This window comes from Pseudomonas sp. CAM1A, from assembly GCF_047501685.1.
Lineage (GTDB): Bacteria > Pseudomonadota > Gammaproteobacteria > Pseudomonadales > Pseudomonadaceae > Aquipseudomonas.
On record NZ_JBFNXP010000013.1, the window covers coordinates 116743 to 140386 of the forward strand.

The following is a 23644-nucleotide window of genomic DNA, read 5'->3' on the forward strand; positions in this document are numbered from 1 at the left end:
GGTTCACTCTCGAGCGATGGTCAGCGCGCCCACGGGCAGGAAGCCCGGGTGCTGCACCTTGTTACGCGTAACGATTTCCTCGGCGCGGGTGGCGTCGCCATAGCGCTGGTACGCCAGCACCACCGCCGGCAGGCTTTCCCGCGTAGTGACCTCGGACAGCCGCACGCCGGCGCGGGCCACTTCGGTCATGTGCGCCCGCACCTGGTTGCGCACCACCTCCAGGCGCTCGACGTGATCGACCGACGACGCCAGGGCGGCCAGCCACAGGGCGTCGCTAATGGCGTCACGCAGCGCTACCACATCGGCAGTGACCGGCACCTCGGGGCGCTGGATCGGGGCCACCACCTGCTGCTCCAGGGTGGCGAAACCCGTCAACGGCTCGGGCGCCTGCACAACCGGCATGGCCACCGCCTCGCGCACGGCCAGCACGATCAGCGCATCGCGCACCAGCTCACGGGCAGCGGTGACCACGGCGGCGGTATCGGTTCCTCCGGCAGGTGGCGGCGCGTTGACCAACTGGCGGGCCTGCTCCACCTGGCCGGTGATGGCCCGGCCGGACTCGGCGAAGCTGGCAAACTCCGGCGTCGCCTCGGGCAGCGCAGCGACGGTGCGGGCAAACTCCGGATCGGCCTCCAGGCTGGCCGACTCGCCGCCGCTCGACGGCCCCCAGCGATAACCGGACGACCGCGAACTACCGCCGACACTGGCGAACTGCCCCCGGATCATCGCCGCGAAGTTGCCCGGGGCGTTAATCAGCATGTCGGCCAGCGCCTCCACCGAGCTGACCAGGCCAGTCAGTTGGCGAAGCTCCGAGGCAATGGCCATCTGCACCCCGGCCACACCGTTCTGCAGCGCGACCACGGCCAGGCGCGCCCGGTTGACCACCGCCATGGCGGCCTTGTAGCGGGCAATCGCCGACTCAAGCAGGCTTTCCGATGAGTCTTCCAGCTGCCGCGCCGTGTTCGGCACGCCGGCAGGAAAACCCTTCTCGCCGTCCTCCACGAACACCAGGTCAAAGCGGACCATGCCGCCTTCGCGTCGCTCATGGCTGACGCTACAGACCGTCGCGGTGGCCGTCAGCCGACCATACCAGGGGTGGACCAGCTCGCCCGCCCCGGGCTTGTCCAGGGCGTTGAGCAGGTTGTCACGCTGGAAATAGCAGTCCTCCCCGATCACGAAGGCGGCCAGCTTGATTTCCCGCGTGACGCGGCCCAGGTCTTCCACCAGCGGCTTGTCCCGCTGCGGGTACTCATGCGTTTGCGTGCGCCGTCCCGACGGCATGCTGTCGCTGTCGACGTGGAACGGCACGCCCCGGAATGAGGCCGGGTGCAGCTGATCCCGCCAGGTACTCATGACGCCCTCCCCAAGGATCGGTAACCCACTTGCGGGCTGACCTGCAGCCCGGGTTGATTGGTGTCGGCCTGCTCCACCCGCATGCCGGGCGGTGCGTTGTCGAAGCGCACGACCATTTGCCCTTCCAGCTGGGCTTTACTGGCCTGGGCCGCCTGCTGCACCAGGGAGCCCCGCGACGCGGCCAGGGCGCCCGCTGCAGGTGCTGCCAGGCTGCTCTGCCCAGGCAGGCCCATTTCAGCGCGCTTCATCGCCTCCCCCGGGGTAAGCCCCTTGGCCAGGCTTTCCTGCGCATGCTCGGCCATCTGCGAGGCCGACAGCGGCATCGCCGCCCACGGTCCCGGCTGATCCGGCGCACGCATCAAGCTGGCCACGCTGGTGGCCTCGGGCATCAACTGCACCGGCTGCGCCATCGGCTTGACCAGTGCACCCGGTACAGGCTCGCCGGCGGCGTTGCGCGCCTTCTGCTGCTCGGCCCAGTCGTTGACCTTGGCTGTCGCCGCGCTGATCACGCCGTCGCCGCTCGACTCGCTGTCGAAGCCCAGGAATTTCATCATCGGCTCGATGATGGGTCGCAGCTTGTCCCAGATCCCTTTGAAAAAGCCGGTGATGGGCTCCCAGTGCTTGATGATCAAACCCAGCGGCGACCAGTCAAAGACCGCCTTGAGGAAGTCAAAGAACGGCACCGACAGGGCTTTGACCAGCTCCCACAGCGCGCCAAAGAACGCCGTCAGTGGCTCCCAGTTGGCGACGATCAGGCCCAGCGGCGACCAGGCGAAAGTGGTTTTCATCCACTCCCACACGGCCATCGCCGGGGCCTTGATCTTGTCCCACACCGCTTGGAAGTACGGCGCCACGGTCGACCAGTTGGCGATCAGGACGCCGGCGGCAATGGCGATGCCCCGGACGATCATGCCCACCGGGCTCATGCTCGCGACACCGTTCATCATGGCAAGCGCCGCCGTGGCCCCGGCCGTGGCCAAGCGCAACACGGTGAAGCCGACGGCCGCGCCCAGCACGCCCTTGATCAACCACGGGTGCGCCCCGGCCAAGGTGGCCACGCTGCTGATGATCGGCCCCACGGCCGCCATAAAGTCGTTGAGCGGCGGCAACAGCATGCTGCCGACCGTGATACCCAGGCGGGTTACCCGGTTCTGCAGCAGCTGCATGGCGTTCTGCGTGGTCGCGGCCCGTGCGGCGTACTCATTGTTCATCGACCCGGCATACTGACTTTCGTCGCCGACCGATTTGAAGTTCTTCTGCAGCGTGCCCAGGCTGGTCAGCAGCGGCGCGATGGCCCCTACCGATTCCTTGCCAAACAGGTTGGTCAGCACCGCCGCTTGCTTGCTTTTCTCGACCTTGGCCAACGTCTCCAGGACGCGGTTAATCGTCCCTTCGCTGTCCGTCTGCATGCCTTTGGCCAGCTCGTTGGCATCCAGGCGCAAGGCCTTGTAGGCCTCCTTCTGCGACTTTGTGGCCGCCGTGCCGGCGGTCAGGGTCAACATGAAGTTCTTGATGCCGGTGGCCGCCACGTCCTGGGCGATACCCACCCCGGCCAGGGTTGAGCCCATCGCCACCAGCTGCGCCGCACTGACGCCCGCCACTTCGCCCAACGGGCCTATGGCGGTCAGGATGTTGGAGATCTGCCCGGTGCTGGCCGCGCCGGTGTTGCCCAGGTAATTGATCTGGTCAGCGAGCGTGACCACCTGATCCTGGTTCATCTTGAAGGCCGTGCGCCACTTGGCCATCATCGAGCCCGATTCTTCGGCCGTCTGGTCGAAGGCGACACCCATTTTTACCGCGTCTTCGGCGAAGCGGTTCAGCTCTTCCCGGGCAATGCCGGACTGGCCGCCGGCGGCGACAATCTGCGCGATGCCCTCGGCCGCCATGGGCAGGCGCTCGGACAGGCCCAGCACGTCATCACTCATCGCCTTGAACTGCGCCGGCGACTCGAAGTTGACCACCTTCTTGACGTCGGCCATGGCGCTTTCAAAGCCCATGGCCGCCTTCACGCCCATGACGAACGGGGCCGCAATCGCCCCGCCCTGCAGGGCCTCACCGAACGTGATCTTGCCCAGGCCCGAGCTGTTCAGTTGCTTACGCAGCACCGCGGCGTTCTTGCGCACCCCGCTCAGCACAGGCGACAGCTTGTCGACGCCGGTAATCAGCGCCTTGAGTTGGAATTTATCCGCCACCGCCTCCCCCATTTAGCGCGTTGATGCGCCACGCGTTTTCCTCACTCTCGAACAACGTGTCGAGGGTCCAGCCCAGCACCTCGCCCGGGGTGGCTTTCCACCACCAAGCAAGGTCATAGGCCAGCTCGGTCAGGCCGCCGACTGCTTCGAATCTTGGGGCATGAAAAAACCGACGGTGATCCATGCCAGGGTGTTCAGGTCTGGCAGGTCCAGCTGGTTGACCGAGCTGGCCGGGATCGCGGCGCATACGGCGATGTACTTCGCCGCCGCTTCGAGATCGACCACCGGGTAACCGTCGCCGCCGATGTTGTACGGCAGCACCTTGATGGCCCGGCACTCCTGCACGGTCGGGCGGCGCAGATTCAGTTCCTTGACCTCTTCGCCGTGGGCCTGGATCGGGGTTGCGAGTTCGTGGGTTGTGGTGCTCATTACTGCCAGTCTCCTTGGATGCCTTCGAATTTGAGCGAGACCTTGGCGTCATCGCCGGTCACTTTGGTTTCGTCCACCAGGTACGCGCCGCTCAGCACGTACACCGAGCCGTCGGCCAGCTCGGCGGTGATGGTCATGCCGATCCCATTGGCCAGCTTGGCCCGGGGGAAATTGGTGGTTTTCACCGCGTCGACCACCACATAGGGGATCAGGTCTTCTTCTTTGAAGTAGCCCCGCGTGATGGTTTCGCGCTTTGTGTCCGACAGCGGGCATTCCACGCCGCCGGTGATCACCAGCTGATCGCCGTCGACCTTGATAAAACAGGTGCCCGCGACTTTCTGACCCATAAAGGGCACTCCCATAAAAAAGCCCGCACTGGGCGGGCTGGGGTTGAACGATGAGGGTTACGCCGCGTCCGGGTACTGCAGGCGGAACTGATACAGCAGCGCGAACACACGCAGCTGGTTCACCAGGTCCGGCGGGTACAGCACACTCAGGCGGTTCGGGTTCTTCGGATCGCGCTCCACGATCAGGTACTGATTGAACGCCTCGGCGTTCTCGACAATGCCCTCACGCTCAAGCGCGCCATAAGCGGCGATCAGCTCGCCGCGAATCACCTTCGGCGTGACAATGGCCTGGCCGGGACCGAAGCGGGTGCCGTCATTGGCCAGCTTGTGACGGCCGTACTTGCTGGTGATGATGCTGCGCAGGTAGCGGATCACGTAGGCCGACTGGTGCAGCGTCTCGCTGTCCAGGTAGGAGTCATCCGGCTGGCCATAGGCGTTACGCTGGTAGGTCGTAACGGCCCGCTCGATGCGGTAGCTGCCGCCGTTGTAGACAGCGGTGGCCACCCCACTGGTCAGCAGCGACTGCCGCTCGGTCAGGGTGAAACGGTCGCTGGCCTGCGCCGGGTCGATACCCGTCAGCGCGCCGGTCTGCGTCGGCCGCGCCGGGTCGGCGCTGATGAACACGGCGGTGCGCGCCGCCCAGGCCGCCGCCACTTCCCACGCCGGCTGCGGCACGCCACGCTCGAAACCATGTACGGAGACGTGCGGGTCATTGCGCAGGCGACCGGCAGCGACCAGCTGGCCCAGCGTGCCGCGCTGCGCGCTGTACACATGGCCATAGAGCTGCTTCGCCCAGGACCAGCGGCCGGCGCTGTCGTCCATGGCGGTTTTCCAGGCGCCCAACGTGTCGGCATCGGTCCAGGGCTGGGCGATGAACTCAAACTCTTCGTCGCCCAGCGCGGCCAACGCCGCCGATACAGCCGGGGTGCCGGCACCGTTGGTCATGGCCGTGGCCACCAGCGTCAGGCCGGCCGGCGTAGTCTCGCCATTGGCGCGCCCCAGGCGGTTCAGCTGCACTTGGATATCGTTGCCCAGCTCGCCCTTGAACTTGGCCTGCAGGGTGACCACGCCGGCGGCGGCCGTGGCCGTCACCGGCAGGTCAATGGCGGCATTGATGGCCGCCGCCAGGCTGGCCGCCACGGCCTCGGCCGAGGCCCGGACCACGGCATCGGCGCGCACGCGCTGGCCGGCCACGTACAGATTGACCAGGCCGGCGGTGGCGACACTGCCCGTTACGGTAACGGTGGCGGTCGCGGCCGCGCCGGTGGCCACCTTGAGCGGCAGGCACCAGACCTCGCCGGCCACGTCGATGGCCCGCCAGCGTGCATGCATAGCGGCCAGCATCGAGCCGGTGCCGCCAATGTCCTTGGCGTCGCTGGTCTTCGACACCAGCACCAGGCGGCCGATTTCGTCGCTGTCGGCGTCGTCGTTGMCCTGGCCGACGATCAGCCGGCGCAGGCTGGACCCGCCGCTGTTGGCCATGGAGTTGTCGACTTCGGCATAGAACAGCGGCACGCGAATGTCGCTGGGGATGTTGCTGAAACTGACGCTCATCGCGCTTTGCTCCCCCGGGTGGCGGTCTTCTGTTCCAGGGCGTCGCCGTCGATGATACGGCGCTCCCAATAGGCATCACGGGGCACTGCGGCGCCCTCGGCGGGCAGGTACTTGCCCGGCTGATCCGGCAGCGGGCAATCGCGCCCCGGTGCCGGCTTGAGGTGAATGGTGGTCATGGGTTCAAGTCCTCGCGGGTAATGAATTCGACCCGCCCGTCTGGCCCCGAGGCCGTGACGTTGGGGTCTTTCAGGGGGTTGAGGAAGTCGAAACGGGTGTCGATGCCTTCCAAGGCCGGCAAGCCGGCCAGCTGCCATTCCTGCCAGGTCTGCGGCTTGCTCTCGCCGGTCTGTTCCCAGCGGCCGAGCTGGAAATCGGCATAGAAGCGATAGCGGTAGACCATGCGGTCGCGGTCGAGCAGCAGCAGCTGGCCACCGTCGTACAGCAGCGGCCCAGATTCATCATCCGGCTCGAAGCCCACCAAGGCGCGCCACAACTGGGCGCGCACGTCGTGCAACACGTCGACCACCGACTGCCCGCGTTCATCGTCGGTCGGCAGTACAACGCACACGTCGATGACGTCGCGCACGGCCTGGGTGTAAACGTTCTGCGCTTGCGGCTCGTCGGCCGAGTCACCAACAGCGATCACATAGGCCGCCGGCGGCTTCATCTTGGCGCTGTCGGCGGTCGGGTCCCAATCCAGTCCGCCGGCCACGCGCCCTTCGAATCCAGGCGCATAGGCGCGCAGCTGCTCGATCACAGGCGTGATTTTCATGTCAGGTACTCAGTTGAGCAGCGCGGCGGCAAAGGCCTGCTGCAGGATGCGCCGCACCTCGTCTCGGCTGTCGACCAGGGCGTCGGTCATGTAGTTGTCGCGGGGTTTGATCCGCCACCCGCCCCCACTCTTGCGGCGCACGCCGTAGTGCAGGTAAGCGGGATAGAAGGCCCTCATGCTCGCGGTCTTGCTGGGTGCGACACGCACCAGAAAGCCCGAGCGCGACACCTTGTAGCCGATGGAGTCGGTGGTGGCCCCGCTACGGTTTACGGGGTAGCCGTCCTGGCCACCGCCGAGCGCTAGATTCATCTGTGCCCGGCCGGTGATCAGCTGGCCAACCTTACGCATGCCGGCGCGGATCTTCCGCTTGTTGAAGGCCTCTTGGTCGAACTTGTCGAAGCCCTCGACATGCAAATAACCGTCAATTGAAACGGAGTTGGCCACGGCTACCTCCCGCCGGCGCATTCACCGCCTGCAGTTCCTCGACCTCGATCACCGACCACACTTGCCGCCCACGCATGCCGGTAGCCCGCTTGACGCGGAACACCCGGCCACCGGCGACCAGTTCATGCCGCGTGTCCAGGTCACGCACGAACCGGCAATAGATGCGATGGGTGATGGTCGTACCGGTCTGCACCGACCCGGTGTAGGTGGCCGTGCCTAACGGCTCGATCTTGCACCAGCGTTTGGCCACCGGCTCGTAATTTGACTCAAGGCTTGCAGAGCCTTTTGGCGTGTCATTGCGGATGCGCACCACCGCCCGGGTGCGCAGTTCGCCCGCTTCCGGCTCCCTCACAGCGTGAACCAGCGGTAAGGCTGCACCAGGGCGTCATAGGCCAGCGGCATCGCCTTGGTACCGTTGCTGGTCGACTCGGTTACCGGCTCGCGGTTGCGGTGCCAGTGAGCGACCAACAGCAGCATGGCCAGCTCCACGTCATCCGTTACGGGTAACGCGTTCTCCGGCGCATCGATCGGCAGCAGCCCACGCAGGTAGGCTTCATCGCCGGTCGCGTCTGCCGGCGCGTCGGCCGGCAGCGTGACCCAGTACAACCGCCGGCCGCTGTCCTTCTCGACCTGGCGACGTGCTGCGCGGGCGTAGGCCCGCAGCAGCGTGTCTTCCTCGGTTTCGTCCAGCTCCAGCTTGCAATGGCTCTTGATCTGCTCAAGCTTCAGCATGGGCAACCCTCCCGTCAGGCGGTCTTGCCCACCAGGTGCTTGATGGCGGCGGTGTCCTGCAGCACCAGGCCGAAGCGCACGAACGCCAGGAAACCGACCTGGCCGTACTCGGCGTAACGCTCCACCAGGCGCTTGAGGGTCAGGCTACGGACCGCGCGCAGCACCAGTTCGTTGAAGTCGCCGGCATACATGAATTTCTTGCCGGCGCCGATATCGGCAACGGCCTGATCGATCACGTACTGATGCTTGAGGATGGTGGCCGGACGGTCGCTGTCGATGCCGGGCAGCCACAGCGGGCGGTTATTGGCATCCACCATTTCTTCCATCGCCTGCAGCGTCTTGTCGTTGAACGCCAAGCGGAACTTGGCCGCCGCACGATACGCCGGGTCAATGGAGTGAATCAGGTTGTTGACCTCCTGCCAGGTGAACGCGGTGGCCTTGGCGGTCATGGCACCTTGAGGGGTCGAGTATTCCAGGCCCTTCGGCTGCGCGGGCGCATCGGCGGTTTCACCGGCGCCGGTGCCCTGGACGATCAGGCGGTTACGGGTACGCGACACGCGCTTGCCGATGCGGCCGGCCAGGTAGCCTTCCATGTCAATGCCTGAGTCCTGCAGCAGCTGTTCAGAAACGCGGATGATTCGCGAACTGATGGTGTGCGACCCGAGGGTGCCCATGCCGAACTCGACATCCTTTTCGCCGGCGGCCTTGTTCTCGCCGATCAGCTCGCCCTCTTCCTCACCGCCGTTGCTGGTGGCCCAGGCGATGGGCGCGCCGTTGTCGGTCTGCAGCAGCTGGCACACCGAAGCAATACCGCCGTAGGTCACCAGCGATTCGATCACTTTGGCCTGCAGGGTGGTCGGCACGGTGAAACCGCCCGCCTCGTTCGGGTTGGTGCCTTGAGCGCGCATTTCCAGAACCACGGAGCGCTGCTCGGGGGTCAGATACTCCAGGCCACGACGCACCCAGTTATCCCAGGCGCTGCGCTGCTCGGTGTCGGCTTCGTTCTGCGGCGCGCTGTTCGGGCGTTCACGGTCCAGGCCTTCGACAAAGCTCTGATCCTGGGCGCGCAGTTCTTCTTCGCGCTCGATCTTGTCCTTGAGTGCCTTGAGGTCGGCTTTCATGCCTTCCCACTTGCTGCGGACTTCACCGGTCCAGCCGTCGTCCGGGGTGGTTTCGTGCAGCGAGCGCATTTCGGCCGACAGCTTGTTATAGGCTTCTTTCAGTTGTTGCAGGGTCATAGCTCCCCCTTGGGATCACAGTTCGTTGAGGTCAAGCAGGCGCTCGCGGGCCTCGCGCTCGAAATGTGCGCGGGCTTCGTCGCCTTCGGTTTGCGCCTGCTTCCAGGCAGTCAGGGAGCGCTGGGCAGCGCTGGAGTCGGGGTAAGCCGGGAATGCCACCGGCCCTACGTCGCGCAGCTCGGCGATCCTGAAAATGGTGCGGACAATCAGCCCGTCCTTTTCCTCGTGCCAGGTATCGCCGCCCTTGGCCACGCGCATGGCGAAGCTGCTGCCGCTCATGTCGCCACGGCGCAGCGGCTCGACCACCAGGTCGCGGATGGTCTGGGTGTTGGGCGTGTCGATTTCGTAGGCCAGGCCGCGTTCATCCACGGTCAGGCGCAGCGTGCCGCTGGCCGTGCGGCCCAGCAGGTAGGTCGGGTCATGGTTGAACAGCGCCCGGGTGTCCTGGTTCAGCACGTCGTCAAACGCACCCGGGGCGATGATTTCCACGAAGGTGCCGCCCAGCAGGTCGCTACGCTGGTTGAAGACAGCGGCATAGCCGGCGATCTTCGGCGCGCTGCCCTGCTCATCCGGCTGCACAGCACGAAGCTCGCAATGCTGCGCCTGCAGCATGCGTTGTTCGAATTCACTCATGGGTTATTCCTGCGTCGTTACGGGTAACGGCTTGCCATCGGCGCCGAGCAGTTGCGTGTTGACGTTGAGCAACATGGAGTCGAGGCCTTCCAGCTGGTTGAGGTCTTCCAGCACGCGCACTTCGTTGCGGCTCATCCAGCCGTCTTGAATGGCGATGCGGTAGAACTCGGCGCGCTCTTTCGGGGTGCCGCGCAACAGGCCGGCCAGGTTGAACTTGACGTAGTAGCCGGCCATGCGCTCGGCGCGGGTGAAGACGCGGCGGTTAACTTCTTCCTCCCAGTTCTTCACCCACGGCATGACCGTGTGGCGCACGAATTGGATGGCCTGTTCGCTGATGTTCGAGAACGTGGCCTTTTCCAGGTCGTTGATCATGTGCGCCGGCACGTTGAAGATGCTGGCAATCTCGCTGCGGGTCAGCTTGCGAGTCTCGAGAAATTGCGCATCCTCGGGCGCGATGGTCAGCGCCCTGTAATCGAGGTCAGCCGGCAACAGCAGCGTCTTGTTGTCCGAACGCTTGAGCCGTTCCACGGCGGCGCGCCAGACCGTTTTCAGACGCTCCCAACTGGCGTTATCCAGCTTCCCGTCCTTGACGGTGACCAGGCCCGTAGGCCGGCCGCCACCCTCGAAAAACTCCTTGCCGTAGCGCACCGTGGCCATGCTCAGGCCAATGGTGTCGGCGTTCTGCCGGATGGGGCTGATACCCATGCGCCGGTGCGAGCCGATGGCGCGCAGGTGAATCATGTCCTCGGGCGACACCGCTAGCGGCGCGCCGTCTTCATCCTGGGTCGAGTACACCCAGCGATTGCCGTTCTTCACCAGCTCGGTGTGTTGCGGCTCGTGCATTTCCAGCGACAGCAATTCACCGCGACGACTGCGTACCGCTCGGGTGTAGCCGTTGCCCCAGCCGAGCACATGCGCCTGCTTGGTTTCCCGCCAGCGGTAGGAGGTCTGCCAGGTGTTCGGCTCGTCGTGCAGCAGGTAATGGGCCGGGTGGTCGGTGGCCACCTCGATCCGCCCGTTGACCTTGCGCAGCACGCTCAGCGGCAGCTGGGCCATGGAGCTGGACAGCACGTAGATGCAGGCATACACCGCCGTCAGGCGCATGGCCGAAGCCGGGCTGACGCTGATGCCCTGCCCTTCGAACAGGTATTCGGTCAGCTCCTTGCTGTTCATCGGCGTGCTAGGCACTTCAAGGCTGCTGCGCTGCTCGAACATCGCGCCCAGGATCATCGCCACACCGCCTTGGCGGCGCCGGCCAACAGCAGGCCGCCACCGACCATCAAGGCCACACCCGCCCCGAACTGGACGTAGAGGCCCGCGACAAACAGGCAAAAGCCTGCCGTCCCGATAGATTCAGGAAGCCATTTCATCGTAGGGGCTCACATAGCTAATAGGTCGTCTTCGGTCAGGCTGGCCAACAGCCCTTCCGGCTCAAATTCGCTGACCATGGCGCGGTTCATCGCCATCAGCGCGGCGACAATGCCGTCGATTTTGCGCATGTCGGTCTTGCCTTCGTCGGCCTTCATCGGCGTGATGCAGCCCTTGTACGGACGCACCACGACGTTTCCGGCCTGCCAGGCCAACACTGGGTCGCTGGAGTGGCGCACACGGCCGGACAGCAGCGCCGCCTCCAGCTCGCGCATGGGCAAGTTCATGCTGGCCACGCCACCGCCCATCTCGACCACCTCGGCGCCGTCTTTCTGCAGCTGGTGGGCCAGCTGGGTAGCGCGCCATTTGTCGTAGGCCACCTCCTGCACATCGAACATCGCGGCGAACTCGCCCACCATGTCGCGCACCAGGTCGAAGTCCATTTCTTCGCCGTCGCAGATTTCCAGCAGCCCGGCATTGGCCCAGGCCTCGTAAGCGGCCTTGTTCGGCCCGCCCCGCTCTATCGCGCCTTCGGGCAAGAACGACTTGCAGAAGATGGTCCAGCGGTTGACCCACTTGCCGCTCCCCGGGACCAGCTCCACCTTGTCCAGGAACGCCAGCGACACCGCGCAGATATCCGATTTGCTGGCCAGGTCAATGCCAATCCAGCAGCGTTGCCCCAGGAACTGATCCAGGGTCAGCGTGGGGTCACCACACGCCTCCCAGTCGGCCATATTCAGCCAGGCTTCCTTGGCGCTTACCCAGATGTTGAGGTGCTTGGTCTTGAACGCGTTTTGCCGTGACGGGTAACGCGTCGCATCAGCCTGGCGTTTCAGCAGGTACTCAGCCCCGACCGAGACGCCATAGTTGGGGTTGGCCTTACGCAGGACCGCTGGGTCTTTCCAGTCGTCGTCCTCGTCAATCGTGTAGATGATCCCGAACAACTCGTCGTTCGGCACCGTCCCTTCCAGCTTGTCGATCACCTGGGCGCGCTGCAGGTAGCACGGCCCGGCGATGTTGTAGCCCGCCGTGGTGATGGCGAACATCATCGGCTGATCGCGGGCGCCCATGCCGGTCAGCATGGTTTCGTAGAGCGCGGCCGAGGTGTGTTCGTGGAACTCGTCCACGATGGCGCAGCTCGGCGACTGACCGTCGCCGGGGTCACCGATCAGCGGCTCAAACTTGCTTTCGTCACCGATCACCGACAGGTTCTTCGCCGCGACCTGGATGCCGAAGGCTTCGACCAGTTCGGGGGTGCGTCGCACCATCTGCCGCGCCGGCTTGAACACCTCCCAGGCCTGCCGCTCGGTGGTCGCACCGCAATACACCTCAGCGCCGAATTCCCCGTCCATGACCAGCATGTACAGGCCGACGCCAGCGGCCAACACGCTCTTGCCGTTCTTGCGCGGCACCTCGATGTAAACCTCGCGGTACCGCCGGCGGCGGGTCTTCTTGTCGACCCAACCGAAGATGCTGCAGAAGATGAACAGCTGCCACGGCTCCAGCTTGATCAGCTCACGCAGCGCCGCCCATTTACCTTTGGCGTGCGGCAGCAGCTGAATGAACACCGCCACCTGCTCGGCCGTGTCGCGGTCGAAGGTCCAGCGAAAGCCGCGCTTCTTCGACTTGGCCAGATCTTCCAGGTGAAGCCGGCAGGCACGACGCACGTACTTGCATGCTGCGATCTTGCCGGCCACCACGTCGCGGGCGTACTTGTTCGCCGCGTTTACGTTTGGGTAGCTGGCCATGTCCTAACTCACTTCGAGGCCCGCCCTCCTTTGAGCACGATGAACGGGTTTTCTGGTTTCTCCGGCCCGCCACTGCCCATCAGGCGCGCACGGCTGGCCGGGTCCAGCCCGAGGGCTGCCCCGAAGCTGGCCAGCTGACGCAGCGCCTCATTGATCACGGTGCAGGCGGGGTTTTTCTTGAGCACGCCCTTGGCGTCCACGACGGTGATGCCATTGCTGGCCACTTCTACCTCAGCCAGCCGCCACCGCTCATAGGCGGCGCAGAAGACCGCCAGGTTGTGCGTGTCGGTGCGGGTCATGATCCCGGTCTGGGTCAACCAGGGCGCAATGGCGTCCCACATTTCAATGGCCCATTCCCCCAGCCACTCCGGGGCGTCCGGGGTTTCCGCCAGCGGCGCCGGCGCGGGGCCGTCCTTCTTGAGTTTTCGCTTGCCGGGATTGCCCTGCAGCAGCTTGAGGGCGGTAGGTTTCGCGGGTCGCCCCATCGTTCAGGCCTCCCGATTTTCTGGAATGCGATTTTTTTTAATTTCGCGGGTGTGTGAAAAAGGCTGGGCGATCGGTGGAGAAGGGGCGAAGCTGCAGAGATTTTGCCCCGCCCCCCAATTTGGTGATTTTTCGACCACTTTTTGGCGCCTGATCGGCTCAAGATCAACGGCGCGCCTCTGCCGCTTCACGCTGCGTTTTGCGGCGGTGGCAGTCGGTATTGATCGCCTGCAGGTTGTCGAAATCGTCCGTTCCACCGCGACTTTTCGGTGTTTTGTGGTCGACTTCTGTCGCTGGTAGGCACTTTCCTTTGCAGTCTTCGCACTGACACAGATGCCGATCACGTTTGAGCACTGCCTTGGCCAGCTTGCGCCACCGCCAATCGTACCCGCGCTGCTCAGCTGTTCCGCGCGCGGGGTTGTTCCACCCCACAGCCAGCGACGCATGAGCGTCACAGTAGCCGTGGCTATGGCTGGTCTTACCTGGGCACAACGGTACTCGGCACGGGCGCTTGGCCTTCGGCGGCATGTATCAGCCCTCTACCTTGCGGTTCATGAAACGGTCGGAGTACTCGCGCAGCTTATCGACCCCTATGAAGCCGACCATGCAGCCCGCAAACACGGACAGATTGGCTGGCAGTGCAAAGTACTCCAGCACTGGCAGCAAGCTGATTGCGATAAGGCCGCAGAGCGCTCCCTCAAGTACAACCTTGCGACCTCGGCCGCCGCCATAGATGACGCGGCACATTGCCACAGCAGCAGCTATGCCGCCGGTGGCCAACTGCGGCTGATGTGCAATCAGCCACGCGAGCACAGTGGCCCACAGGCCAGGATCCTTCTCAGGCATGTCAGGCATCTCCGTGTCTCCCGTTTCAGGGAGCGAAAATAAAAAGCCCCGGCAAATGCCGAGGCTTGTATAGGGTAGAGACCGGTGATTATCCGGCTTAGCCAGTCGATATAGCAGTCCACTGACCTATAAATTTAGTTCTGAAGTTTTATTGAGCTCAAGCCAATTCCTCAATTGAATCCTTTCTATCTCACCTACTTTTGCGCTCGCCGATGGCCAGTCCTTGAATACACCCACCACCATTTCACCGGAAAACACAACCCATACGAAATCTGGCTCGTCTGGCCCGATCTGAATGCCCTCGGCAAGGCGGCTATTGAGCTTCACAGCTTGAGCAAGGGTATGTTGAACAGCAGAAACCTTCTTCATGCACGCTCCTTTGATGAGGAGCGAACGGTAAACCGCTAAGAAATCGAATTCAACAAAAAGCCCGACACAATGGCCGGGCTTTTGCTTATCAGTCCTCAAAACGCGCAGGAATGACAGGATGGGGATAATTTCGCTCAGTCGCTCACTGATGTCAACAGGCAATCACGCGGCCTCGTCCATCAATAGTCCCTCAGCCTCCAGAAGCAACCGAACTTCGGCCATCGCGTCGTTGACCATACCGTCAAGTTTCTCGTTGATACCCTGCCTCCAGCGTCGTCGCGTTGGCTCCGGCGTAGCGTCGAGGTCCCAAGTGTTCATGTCGTAGAAGCTGTCCGGCAGGATGATCACATCCTCTTCGAGCGCCTCGATGCGCTTCTTCGCGGCATGGCCGGCGGCAACCGCAGCGTTCACAGTGGCCTCGCGGCGCCATGGCGACGCATCCAACGGGATGCTCACCGAAACAGATTGCGGGGCTTTGCGGCGCGCGCCCTTGAGCTTCGGAATGGCCCAGGCAGTGACTGCTTTGTAGATGAAGAGCGCCGAGGCCGGGCTCGCGATGAGCGGCCTTACCAGCGTGATGGCCTGCACCTTCTTGGCCTTATTGGTGCTGTACTTGGCGACCAAGGCATCCCAGTGCCTGCCCTTGAGCATGTGATGCAGGCGCGCCGACAGCCAATAATCCACTTGAGCCCGGTCAAATCCACCCGAGTTACCACCAAGCGAGGCGAGGCACCCGCCCTCTTCTTCTACCGACCTATATAGCTTCTGCCATGCCTGGCCTTTCGCAGCGCCCTTCTCTCCTGCCGCCAGAGCGGCAACTACTGCACCCGATACGCTGTTGTAAATCATCCCTTTCCCCTCAATCCCCGGTGTAGTTGGTCCGCCGGCGCCGAGCCGGTTGCCTTCCTGATATCCAGCCTCCGGCCCGCCGGCCTGAGGTCTTTTCAACTGCTCGATCTGCCGCGTCGCGGCCTGCAGCCTCATGCTGAGCTGGGTCACCAGTTCATCCAATGCCAGGGCCTCGCCGGTCGCAGCCGCTACCCAGCCTGAGGCGCTGCAGCGGTCGCAAGACAGATCGTGAAATACGCCCTTGATGACAGCCTTTCCGTAGCAGCCCGGACATTGAGCCAGTTCGATCACCGGCTTTTTCAGGGCCGGTCCGTGGCTCTTTTTCATGCTTTCGAATCCTCGCTAATTACAAATTCGGTAAGGTTGCTCGAAGCCACGGCAGTCGTGGCCTGTGGCGAATTCTGCGAAATTTCAAATAAGGCCTCGGTAAGGCCGTGGATGGCACCAAAGCCGATGCCATCTAACCAGGCGTGCCACTTCTCCAGGGCTGCACGGCGCTGCTGCATGGCTTGGGTGTGGATGTATGTGCTGGCGATCTTGCCCAGCGTGTGGTTCAGCAGCATCTCGCCGATGTGGCCGTCGATGCCGAGGTCGGTCCAGGTGCTGCGCGATACCTTGCGCAGGTCGTGGCTGGTCCAGGCGCCCTGCCCCAACCGGGTGAACACCATGCTGGCCTGGGTCTCGCTCATCGACAGGCCGCGACGGTTCGGGAACAGGTACACGCCCTCATAGCCTTGGGACTGCTGAATGGCCCGGTAGCGGACCAGCAGCGCCTTGAGCTGGGCGGTCAGTGGCAGGCGATGCTCGGTGCGGGTCTTGGTGTTCGCCGCCGGGATGAACCATTCGGCCGCCGCTAGGGAGATATCCGCCCAGCGCGCCATGCGGGTCTCGCCAATCCGCGTGCCGTGAGCCAGCATCATCACCGCCAACATGGCGTCACCCGGGGTCGCCTTGAAGGCCTGGGCCAGCTGCTGCACCAGCTCGGGCAACTGCACGTCACGCAAGCGCGCTGCCTTGGGCAGGATCTTGGCCTTGGTGAAGTCGTTGAAGCGCATTCCGGCCATGGGGTTATGGTCGATCAGGCCGAGCTGCCGGGCCTGGCGGAAGGCGGTCAGCAGCAGCACGAACATCTGCCGCAGATAGGACAGCGACACCTCGGCCTGGCATGGCCACATCAGCTGCTTGTCCACGGTGTCAGCGCTCACTTCGACCAGGGGCAGGTCATCCAGTCGTGGCTTCAGGTGCTGGGCGATGGCCGACCGGGCGCCGGCCTTGCGCTTGGCCGACAGCGAGCGGTCGCGGGCCATGCGGTCGCCGTACCAGTCGAGCAGTTGGCCCACGGTGACCATCCCCGAAGCAATCGGCGCAGTGGCAGGACTGCGCAGCAGGCGTCGACGTAGCGCAGGTAGCTCGGCCAGCACCGCCGACACGCCCAGTTCTGGCCAGCGTGCAAGGGGCATCCACTGCTTGCCGCGCACCAGATGCCATGTGCCCCGCTCGCGATTGCTCCAGAACCGCAGGTAAAGGCCAGGATGTCGTGGATCACGTAGATCGCGTACCGACTTGTCGGCGGCCTGGCGGCGCACCTCGGCTTCGCTGAACTTCACTTCCCGGGTCGCACTCATTGGAAGGGTACGCTTTCGCTCAGTATCACAGCCTGAGTACGCATGACGCCCTCAGCGTGATACCTGCGAACCGTATCGCGATCGAGCTCCCGGCTTCGTCCATCACAAACGTCATGGCAAGCGCAGCATGCCCAGGCGCCTTGCAGGTCGTGCGGCTTCTTGCCAACGCCGCAGGTGCCGGCCAGGCGGTAGTGGGCAAGCACAGTGGTTTCGGGATTGCCGTTGCAGATGCCCGGGATGCGCACCTGGCACTCCCGGCCGCGTGCAGCCTTGGTCAGTTTCGATTGCCGCATGGGCTGTCGTCTCCATGAAGGTCAATGACGGTGTAAGCGCTCGGCCACATGAGTTCGCCATGAGCGATGGCCGCGGCTTCGTCGCGGTAGAGCGCAATGGGTGGATGCGAGGTACTGGAGAGCCCGAACAGGTCGGAGCGGCAGTACAGCGCGTATCGGTATTCGGTGAGGTCAGGTGCGGGAAGCTCGATCATCGGCGCAGCATCCTGGATCGGATCGCCGCCAGGGCTTCATTCCCCACTTTTGGCGTGCGCTGGCCTGGCACCTCCGCAGGGAGAGCCAGCGGCATTCTCTGCAGCGGCTCACCTGCGACCAAGCGCCGAACGGCAATCGTGTAGTTGCGCTCGAACAGCTTGGCGCTCACATCGGTAGCCAGCTTGTTCAGGTTCTCGAAACCACTTTCCTTGGCGGCGTGCCAGACCGCGTCGTGGGTCCATTTGCCCTTCCCTGCCATGGCGGGGTGCGCGTTACGGCAAGCCTCGCGGAATGCAGCTGCCAGCGGGGGAAGGCCCAGCATTTCGGGCGAAGGCTGGCACCACTCGATGAACTTCCCGGGGGCCGGGATGAACTCCCGGCCGGATTGCCGGCAGCGCATCAAACCGAACTGCAGTTGCTCCGGGGTGTTGATGCCAGCCTCAAGAAACGCGGTTAGCCACTGCTGCTTGGCCGCCTTGTACGTCGCTTCATCCGGCCATGCCTGCTTCCAGGCGCTGCAGATCGTGCGCAGATCGCGGAACAGGTCGTTGATCACCCCAGCAGTTTTGCGATTGAGCTCGGCCTTCACATCGGCAGGCAGCGAGTAATCCGATGGCACGTATTGGCCAGCCTGGACCTTTGCCCACAAGTCATGGGCCACGGTTGCCACCTGATTCATTGGCCGCCCCCTTCCCCGATCCACGATGTGTCATCGTCATCGAAGCTGGAGCGCTGCGATCCGCTGCTGCGAACAACTGGAGAGCGCGCAGCGCGGGCGAGATCGGACTTCACCCAGCTGACCAGAGCGGCCAGCCACTGCTTTTCGGTTTGGGCCACGCCCTTGGCATCGTGGTGGAGCACAAAGCCGGATATGGCAACCGCGTTGAACTGATCCAGGGTCAGACCTGCCCGACGGGCGTAGGCTTTCAGCAGTTCCGGATTCGGTTCCCATTCGAGGGACATTGCGAACGGCTCGCGCTGAGAGAGAGTAGATTGGTTCAATGACGGATTGGGTGCAGCTGCTGCACCCCGTTCTGCGTTTTGCTGCACCCCGTTCTGCTGCGAGCTGCACCCCGTGCGGTTTCCTGCACCCCGTTCAGGACGAGGTGCAGCAGATGCACCCCGCTTAATTAGGAGGTCATAAACGACGGGGCGACGGTCGCGGCGATCGATATGGGCGGCAGCAATTGCCTGGTTGCCCTCAGCAATCCAGCCGGCCTGGGCGAGTTCATCAAGTTTCAGCCGCACTGTTCGCTCAGAAAGGCCGGTGTCGTCGGAGAGCGTCGAGGCAGAAGGGAATGCCCCTCTTCCATCGCTGCCAGCGTAATTGGCCAGGCAGAGCAGTACATGGCGCGCTGCAGGATTCTCAAGTGCAGCTTTGGGAATGGCGAGTGCCCAGGTCATAGCTTGTACGCTCACGCTTGCCACCGTTGCGATTGACATAGAGCGACAGGCGCAGCATTGCGCGCAGCATTGGAGAGATGCATAATTGATCCCGATTCAGAAGTTGAGAAAGCCGGGCTGCCACCCGGTTTTTTTATGCCCGCGATTTGGGTACTGGATGAATTAGCAGGTGTTTTGGCCATCTACTCGTACAGAGCTGGCTAGATCAGAATCTGCACCACTTGGCGTCAGACCTCCGGCTGAAACAGGGAAAACATCATCCAGGGCGCAAGTCGCTCCAAGTTGATTTAGGGCCGAGACGATCTGTCTAGCCTCTTCCAGCCCTGGTGCCCTCCGCCCTGCCTCATAATTGGCGAGCCGTGATTGGTTCCAATCGAGCTTTCGCCGGAGACTGGCCTGACTGATACCCGCCCCCTTTCGGATCTGTCGAACGTGGTTCATAGGGGTTCCTCTTGACTGGGCCCCAGGATAAACACGTAACGTGTTATTTTCAATCACGAAGAGTGAAAGCAAGCTATTTCGTAACGTGATTACAATCACGGCTATGAAAGAGACCCTCGGACAACGCATCAAACGCCACCGCAAGGCTGCCGGGCTCTCCCAGGCCGCGCTGGCGACTGCCTGCGGCTGGAAATCCCAATCACGGGTGGGCAACTACGAAACTGATACGCGGGAGCCATCTCTCGCGGATCTGCGCCTAATCGCAAATGCGATTGGTGTGGATGAGTCGGAAATCATCTTGGATTACAAACCGAGCGCCCCGGAAGCGGGCGCTGAGGCTGTCGAATCAAACGCGACGATGATTGGCCCATTTGATGTGTGGGATGACGAAACGCCATTGGATGGAGATGAGGTATACGTGCCCTACCTGAAAGAGGTCGAGCTTTCAGCAGGCCGAGGCCGCACGGTTGTTGAGCAATCACATACGCGCAAATTGCGGTTCGGCAAAATCACCCTTCGCCGACAGAACGTGCAACCAAGCGAAGCAGTTTGCGTGACCGTTGGCGGCAATAGCATGGAGCCCGTGCTACCCGATGGAAGCACCGTCGGCGTTGATCAGGGCGCCACTACCGTAATCGATGGCAAGATGTACGCAATCAATCATGGCGGCCAGCTGCGGGTGAAAACCCTATACCGCTTGCCTGGTGGTGGGATCAGGATGCGCAGCTTCAACCGTGATGAGCATCCTGACGAGGAATACAGCGCAGAAGAGATGGTCGCTAAAGAGATCGTCATTCTAGGGAAAGTCTTCTGGTCCTCGGTCCTCTGGTAGCACTCCTTTCGCCAACCAAGCCCGGCTAACTGCCGGGCTTTTTGTTGCGTGCCTGAAAAATAATCACGATTCGTGTTGACATCAATTAACACAATACGTGATATTTGCCTTCGCCGGATCGACACCGGCCAGCAACGAAGGCAGCGATGAACAGGCCTCAACTGTTCAGAGGGGTGGCAACTGCCCTGGGCGTGCAGCGTAAAGCGCCAAATCAGTTTTCCAGCGGGCGAACGCCGCGGCTGGAATAACAGCTAATGAAATGAAACCGGCTTGTTGCCAGTAGCGAAGCCGGCGCAACAAGAATGAGCTAAAAATGCGTTGAAATTTCTGCGATCCTAATTCCATCGCACAACCCTCTAAGATCACTCGACGGAACTCAGATCGCAGACGTTGCCTCTCTCTCGATGGAAAAGCCTCAGTTACTGATCACTTGCTTCGCTGAAGGAATGAGCACCTTTCCGCGATTCGAACAACAAAAACTGCAGCCCCTGGACTCGAAACCTGATCAGCCACGCTGCTAACCCACTCTTGAAGCTGAGACACGCTGAGCTTACTTTCACCGAAGTAAGTACCTGACGGCATGTCGCAATAGAGCCCGTTATCTGACTTAATCTGTCTAAACAGGCCTTGGGTGCTCAATTGCTCGTGGAACTGATTGTATTCCTCTGCATTTACGTTGAACAACTCAACACCAACCATGTACTCCGCCATACGGATATTCCTTATCTCGATTGTGGATCCAATATCGTATCCGCTTCCGTCGAATGTTTAAAGCGGGGAAACAAGACTCTCAGCAAATCATTACAGGCCGTTGGGGGCGGCTGGATCGTGGAGTGACCGAAGCAAGAAGCCTTGGACTGCTAGGTTCCCGCCTGTTCCCCCCGATAGCAAAGACACAGCCCGCTTCGTTCTGATTTTCCCCAGGCTATATCGGAGAGCATTCCCGACCCTACATCAACATGTTCAGGGAGACAGGCGGGATAGGCTCTCCAATGCAGCCCCAACGGAAGTGAATTGCAATGACAAAGTCATTCAAGCAAATGATCAAGGATGGCGATGTGCGCCGCGCAGACGCCATGAAGGTGAAACTGGAAGACCTCCATGAGGAACCCGGCTTTAACCTGCGCACAGAGGGCGATGCTCTCGAAGCAAGTATCGACGCCCTTGCAGAATTCATCGCCGGGGGCGGCCAGATCCCGCCGCTCGAAGTGCGACCTCGCGCAGAAGGTGGCGTATGGGTAGTCGATGGTCACCGGCGCCGTCGCTCACTCCTCAAGCTCGATAACGCCGGGCGGTTACCTCGCACGCCAAGCAAGGATCCTAATCAGCCTCCCGAGGCTTGGATTGCAGTCACCGCCTTCGAAGGCAGTGATGCAGATCGAGTCGCACGGATCATCACCAGCCAGGAAAACGAAAAGCTTTCCCCTCTTGAGCTGGCCGAGGGCTACAAGCGATTGCGAGCTTTCGGGTGGACGCCCGAACAGATTGCCAAGAAGGTAGGCAGGACCCGACAGCACGTCGATCAGGTGCTAACGGTGGGCAATGCAAACACTGACGTGCAGAGCCTAGTTGCAGCAGGACATGTATCGGCGACAACGGCCGCCCTGGTTGTCCGCGAGCACGGAGACGGTGCCGGCAAGGTGCTGGGCGCCGAGCTGGAAAAAGCTCAGGCCAAAGGAAAGAAGAAGGTCACAGCCGGCACGATGAAAGGCCCGACGATTCCGAAGCCAAGGCTCATGGCAGTGCACACCGCCTCACGCAATTTGATTGCAACGCTGGACTCCATCGACGAAGACAGCGGACACCTCACCCTGCCGACCTCGCTGGTCCTCGAGCTGCGCAAAGCCCTGGAAGGCGCTCTACCGAGATAACTCATGGAAACGATCACATGCGGCACATGGACAGGCCACCTTGGCAAAGGGCTAGCCCCACGCGAGCTAGAGGCGCTGCTCGGCGTCGCCCAAGGCATGACCGCCAAACAGATCGCCCAGCAGATGCAGATCACTCCGGGCACTGTTGCCAACCGCATCGAGAACGCCATGTTCAAGCTCGGCGTAGCACGTCGGGCCGCTGCAGTAGCCGAGGCTATGCGTAGGCAGATCATTAGTCCGCTGTGCATCGCCCTCGCCGGCCTGATTGCCATGCATGCTGTCATTGATGACAGCGACCCTCTGCGCCGCGACCGCAGAGCGCCCGAGCGACGCACTGCTCAGATTCGAATCGTTCGTAAGGCCGAGGCCTTCGAATATCATAGAGTATAATTACATGCAGACAGCAACCCGTTCGATCTTACAGAAAGTTGCTTTTTACACGATTATCCCACACAAAACTCGGGCCAGGACCATCCTTTAAATAAGCTCATAGTCAACCGGACTCAGCTGACACCACCTTGACGAGTGAGGCTATGATATCATCAACTCCAACGAAACCCATCTTCTTCAAAACAGTGCTAGCCTCATCAGGATTGTAATTTCTTACCGCCAGCACCTGCGCAAGATAGAGAACTGATATCGCTTTTCTAAGCGCCCGCCTTGGAACATCCTTTCCTGGAGGCCTAGACTCCACTATAGATTTAGCACGCGCAAGCACTAAACCTCTATTAGCTAACAACGCAGCCTTCAACTGCGCCAATGTTTCAACACCTACAAGCTTAAGGCGGTTTATATCCGCTTCAGCTTGATCCCAATCTACTGGAGAGCTGGTAACACCTAGAATTTTAATAATTTCAAGGTCCAGATCGAGCACAAAAGGATCAAGCTCCAAGAACTTAGTCAAGGAAACTTTATCAATATACGTGTCAACCACTTCTGTCACAGCGGAAGACTCGACTTTGCTTGCCACATCCTGAGAATAAGCCTGCAAAGCTTCTCGTATACCGATGAATTCTTGATCGGCGAGCTCAAGAAGCCCTGCTAAACGAGAAAATCGTCGCCGTATGTGCTTAGGCACTTCGACAGTTGACTTATAGCCTGTGTCGTGTTCAATTTCCGCCCACGTGTGTTGCAATATTGATCTTATCTGTACCTCCACCTTCATACCAGAAAATGATTGGTACTCTTTTAGGGCAGCCCTATCTTCACTTAAAGAAATTACATAGTGAAGTGAAAGATAGCCAAATCTATCTGGGTCCAGCGCTTTACGCTTATCAATTGAATTTTCGACATCAATTGAAAATTCAGACTCAATAAGCTCCGCCACACGATCCACATCATCTTCATAGTGGGTAATCAATCGAACCCCTGCTAGATCAGTTATCTGCTCCAGGCACTCATACCCATCTTTCCTATCAATCTTACCCTTAAAGCTTTGAATGGTTTTACAGCGGTTCCCGATGGAGTGTAACTCTATACCATCAGAGTGCAAAAGCCTCGATATAAGAGCCCCCACAGTAGTAGCAAAAGAGGCATACAGATCTCTTTTGCCCTCATAATCTTTTAAAAGCTCGGCCTTGTCCGCCATTTATCTTTCCTGTTCTTTAAACTGCCGCACCTGAAATT

The 23644-nt window shown here is 61.7% G+C and carries 30 protein-coding genes and 1 pseudogene; 3 read left to right on the forward strand and 28 right to left on the reverse strand.

The features are described from left to right. Window positions 1-3: 3 nt before the first annotated feature. The 26 genes and pseudogenes from ABZO33_RS23795 to ABZO33_RS23920 form a co-directional block, all read right to left on the reverse strand. Complete coding sequence (locus ABZO33_RS23795; protein WP_414538037.1) at window positions 4-1353, reverse strand: DNA circularization protein; 1350 nt, start codon at window positions 1351-1353, stop codon at window positions 4-6. Further along, entirely contained in the window at window positions 1350-3545 is a 2196-nt protein-coding gene (locus ABZO33_RS23800; RefSeq protein WP_414538038.1) for a phage tail tape measure protein, read from the reverse strand. The genes ABZO33_RS23795 and ABZO33_RS23800 overlap by 4 nt, the downstream gene beginning before the upstream one ends. A 129-nt stretch (window positions 3546-3674) precedes the next feature. Next, the gene (locus ABZO33_RS23805) at window positions 3675-3974 is read right to left on the reverse strand and encodes a phage tail assembly protein (protein ID WP_414538039.1); all 300 of its coding nucleotides are present in this window, start codon (window positions 3972-3974) and stop codon (window positions 3675-3677) included. Next, a complete protein-coding gene (locus ABZO33_RS23810; RefSeq protein WP_414538040.1) occupies window positions 3974-4321 on the reverse strand; it encodes a phage tail tube protein in 348 nt (115 codons plus the stop codon). Before ABZO33_RS23810 ends, ABZO33_RS23805 begins: the two co-directional genes overlap by 1 nt. A gap of 57 nt (window positions 4322-4378) precedes the next feature. Then, complete coding sequence (locus tag ABZO33_RS23815; RefSeq protein ID WP_414538041.1) at window positions 4379-5875, reverse strand: phage tail sheath subtilisin-like domain-containing protein; 1497 nt, start codon at window positions 5873-5875, stop codon at window positions 4379-4381. Next, a complete protein-coding gene (locus tag ABZO33_RS23820) occupies window positions 5872-6051 on the reverse strand; it encodes a DUF2635 domain-containing protein (protein ID WP_414538042.1) in 180 nt (59 codons plus the stop codon). Before ABZO33_RS23820 ends, ABZO33_RS23815 begins: the two co-directional genes overlap by 4 nt. Continuing rightward, on the reverse strand, window positions 6048-6647 hold the full coding sequence (locus ABZO33_RS23825) for a hypothetical protein (protein ID WP_414538043.1): 600 nt from the start codon (window positions 6645-6647) through the stop codon (window positions 6048-6050). Before ABZO33_RS23825 ends, ABZO33_RS23820 begins: the two co-directional genes overlap by 4 nt. Before the next feature lie 9 nt (window positions 6648-6656). Next, a complete protein-coding gene (locus ABZO33_RS23830; RefSeq protein WP_241412604.1) occupies window positions 6657-7091 on the reverse strand; it encodes a hypothetical protein in 435 nt (144 codons plus the stop codon). Next, window positions 7069-7443 carry a head-tail adaptor protein gene (locus ABZO33_RS23835; protein WP_414538044.1) on the reverse strand — a complete coding sequence of 125 codons (375 nt, stop codon included), beginning with the start codon at window positions 7441-7443 and terminating at the stop codon, window positions 7069-7071. The genes ABZO33_RS23830 and ABZO33_RS23835 overlap by 23 nt, the downstream gene beginning before the upstream one ends. Beyond that, window positions 7440-7823, reverse strand: coding sequence for a head-tail connector protein (locus ABZO33_RS23840; protein WP_414538045.1), 384 nt, complete (start codon window positions 7821-7823; stop codon window positions 7440-7442). Before ABZO33_RS23840 ends, ABZO33_RS23835 begins: the two co-directional genes overlap by 4 nt. A gap of 14 nt (window positions 7824-7837) precedes the next feature. Then, the gene (locus tag ABZO33_RS23845; RefSeq protein ID WP_414538046.1) at window positions 7838-9061 is read right to left on the reverse strand and encodes a phage major capsid protein; all 1224 of its coding nucleotides are present in this window, start codon (window positions 9059-9061) and stop codon (window positions 7838-7840) included. Window positions 9062-9076: 15 nt separating this feature from the next. Next, window positions 9077-9694 carry an HK97 family phage prohead protease gene (locus tag ABZO33_RS23850; protein WP_414538047.1) on the reverse strand — a complete coding sequence of 206 codons (618 nt, stop codon included), beginning with the start codon at window positions 9692-9694 and terminating at the stop codon, window positions 9077-9079. A gap of 3 nt (window positions 9695-9697) precedes the next feature. Beyond that, a complete protein-coding gene (locus tag ABZO33_RS23855) occupies window positions 9698-10924 on the reverse strand; it encodes a phage portal protein (protein WP_414538048.1) in 1227 nt (408 codons plus the stop codon). A 149-nt stretch (window positions 10925-11073) separates the two neighbouring features. Continuing rightward, window positions 11074-12810 carry a terminase large subunit gene (locus tag ABZO33_RS23860; RefSeq protein ID WP_414538049.1) on the reverse strand — a complete coding sequence of 579 codons (1737 nt, stop codon included), beginning with the start codon at window positions 12808-12810 and terminating at the stop codon, window positions 11074-11076. Between the two features lie 8 nt (window positions 12811-12818). Beyond that, the gene (locus ABZO33_RS23865; RefSeq protein ID WP_414538050.1) at window positions 12819-13295 is read right to left on the reverse strand and encodes a phage terminase small subunit P27 family; all 477 of its coding nucleotides are present in this window, start codon (window positions 13293-13295) and stop codon (window positions 12819-12821) included. Window positions 13296-13458: 163 nt separating this feature from the next. After that, a complete protein-coding gene (locus ABZO33_RS23870) occupies window positions 13459-13821 on the reverse strand; it encodes an HNH endonuclease (RefSeq protein WP_414538051.1) in 363 nt (120 codons plus the stop codon). 3 nt (window positions 13822-13824) lie between these two features. Next, window positions 13825-14139: a phage holin, lambda family gene (locus ABZO33_RS23875; RefSeq protein ID WP_414538052.1), complete on the reverse strand. Its 315-nt coding sequence runs from the start codon at window positions 14137-14139 to the stop codon at window positions 13825-13827. A gap of 126 nt (window positions 14140-14265) precedes the next feature. Then, window positions 14266-14670, reverse strand: coding sequence for a hypothetical protein (locus ABZO33_RS23880; protein WP_414538053.1), 405 nt, complete (start codon window positions 14668-14670; stop codon window positions 14266-14268). Beyond that, entirely contained in the window at window positions 14671-15357 is a 687-nt protein-coding gene (locus ABZO33_RS23885; protein WP_414538054.1) for a hypothetical protein, read from the reverse strand. Window positions 15358-15367: 10 nt separating this feature from the next. Continuing rightward, a pseudogene (locus ABZO33_RS23890) lies at window positions 15368-15684 on the reverse strand (hypothetical protein). Next, entirely contained in the window at window positions 15681-16982 is a 1302-nt protein-coding gene (locus tag ABZO33_RS23895; protein WP_414538055.1) for a tyrosine-type recombinase/integrase, read from the reverse strand. The pseudogene ABZO33_RS23890 and the gene ABZO33_RS23895 overlap by 4 nt, the downstream one beginning before the upstream one ends. Further along, entirely contained in the window at window positions 16979-17275 is a 297-nt protein-coding gene (locus ABZO33_RS23900; RefSeq protein ID WP_414538056.1) for a DUF1364 domain-containing protein, read from the reverse strand. Before ABZO33_RS23900 ends, ABZO33_RS23895 begins: the two co-directional genes overlap by 4 nt. Further along, on the reverse strand, window positions 17257-17469 hold the full coding sequence (locus ABZO33_RS23905; RefSeq protein WP_414538057.1) for a hypothetical protein: 213 nt from the start codon (window positions 17467-17469) through the stop codon (window positions 17257-17259). The genes ABZO33_RS23900 and ABZO33_RS23905 overlap by 19 nt, the downstream gene beginning before the upstream one ends. Further along, window positions 17466-18149 carry a replication protein P gene (locus tag ABZO33_RS23910; protein ID WP_414538058.1) on the reverse strand — a complete coding sequence of 228 codons (684 nt, stop codon included), beginning with the start codon at window positions 18147-18149 and terminating at the stop codon, window positions 17466-17468. The genes ABZO33_RS23905 and ABZO33_RS23910 overlap by 4 nt, the downstream gene beginning before the upstream one ends. After that, entirely contained in the window at window positions 18146-18889 is a 744-nt protein-coding gene (locus tag ABZO33_RS23915; RefSeq protein ID WP_414538059.1) for a helix-turn-helix domain-containing protein, read from the reverse strand. Before ABZO33_RS23915 ends, ABZO33_RS23910 begins: the two co-directional genes overlap by 4 nt. Window positions 18890-19036: 147 nt before the next feature. Beyond that, window positions 19037-19444: a helix-turn-helix transcriptional regulator gene (locus ABZO33_RS23920; protein ID WP_414538060.1), complete on the reverse strand. Its 408-nt coding sequence runs from the start codon at window positions 19442-19444 to the stop codon at window positions 19037-19039. Between ABZO33_RS23920 and ABZO33_RS23925 the strand changes: the two genes are divergently transcribed. Continuing rightward, the gene (locus tag ABZO33_RS23925; RefSeq protein WP_050706358.1) at window positions 19419-20147 is read left to right on the forward strand and encodes an XRE family transcriptional regulator; all 729 of its coding nucleotides are present in this window, start codon (window positions 19419-19421) and stop codon (window positions 20145-20147) included. The genes ABZO33_RS23920 and ABZO33_RS23925 overlap by 26 nt on opposite strands. A 426-nt stretch (window positions 20148-20573) precedes the next feature. Here the strand turns inward: ABZO33_RS23925 and ABZO33_RS23930 are convergent, their stop codons facing one another. Next, window positions 20574-20858, reverse strand: coding sequence for a hypothetical protein (locus ABZO33_RS23930; RefSeq protein WP_414538061.1), 285 nt, complete (start codon window positions 20856-20858; stop codon window positions 20574-20576). A 308-nt stretch (window positions 20859-21166) separates the two neighbouring features. Between ABZO33_RS23930 and ABZO33_RS23935 the strand changes: the two genes are divergently transcribed. Next, a complete protein-coding gene (locus ABZO33_RS23935; RefSeq protein WP_414538062.1) occupies window positions 21167-22018 on the forward strand; it encodes a ParB N-terminal domain-containing protein in 852 nt (283 codons plus the stop codon). Between the two features lie 3 nt (window positions 22019-22021). Beyond that, window positions 22022-22408: a helix-turn-helix domain-containing protein gene (locus ABZO33_RS23940; RefSeq protein WP_414538063.1), complete on the forward strand. Its 387-nt coding sequence runs from the start codon at window positions 22022-22024 to the stop codon at window positions 22406-22408. 103 nt (window positions 22409-22511) lie between these two features. On the opposite strand, the gene ABZO33_RS23945 is transcribed toward ABZO33_RS23940, so the two are convergent. Beyond that, a complete protein-coding gene (locus tag ABZO33_RS23945) occupies window positions 22512-23606 on the reverse strand; it encodes a GTP pyrophosphokinase (RefSeq protein ID WP_414538064.1) in 1095 nt (364 codons plus the stop codon). Between the last annotated feature and the right edge of the window lie 38 nt (window positions 23607-23644).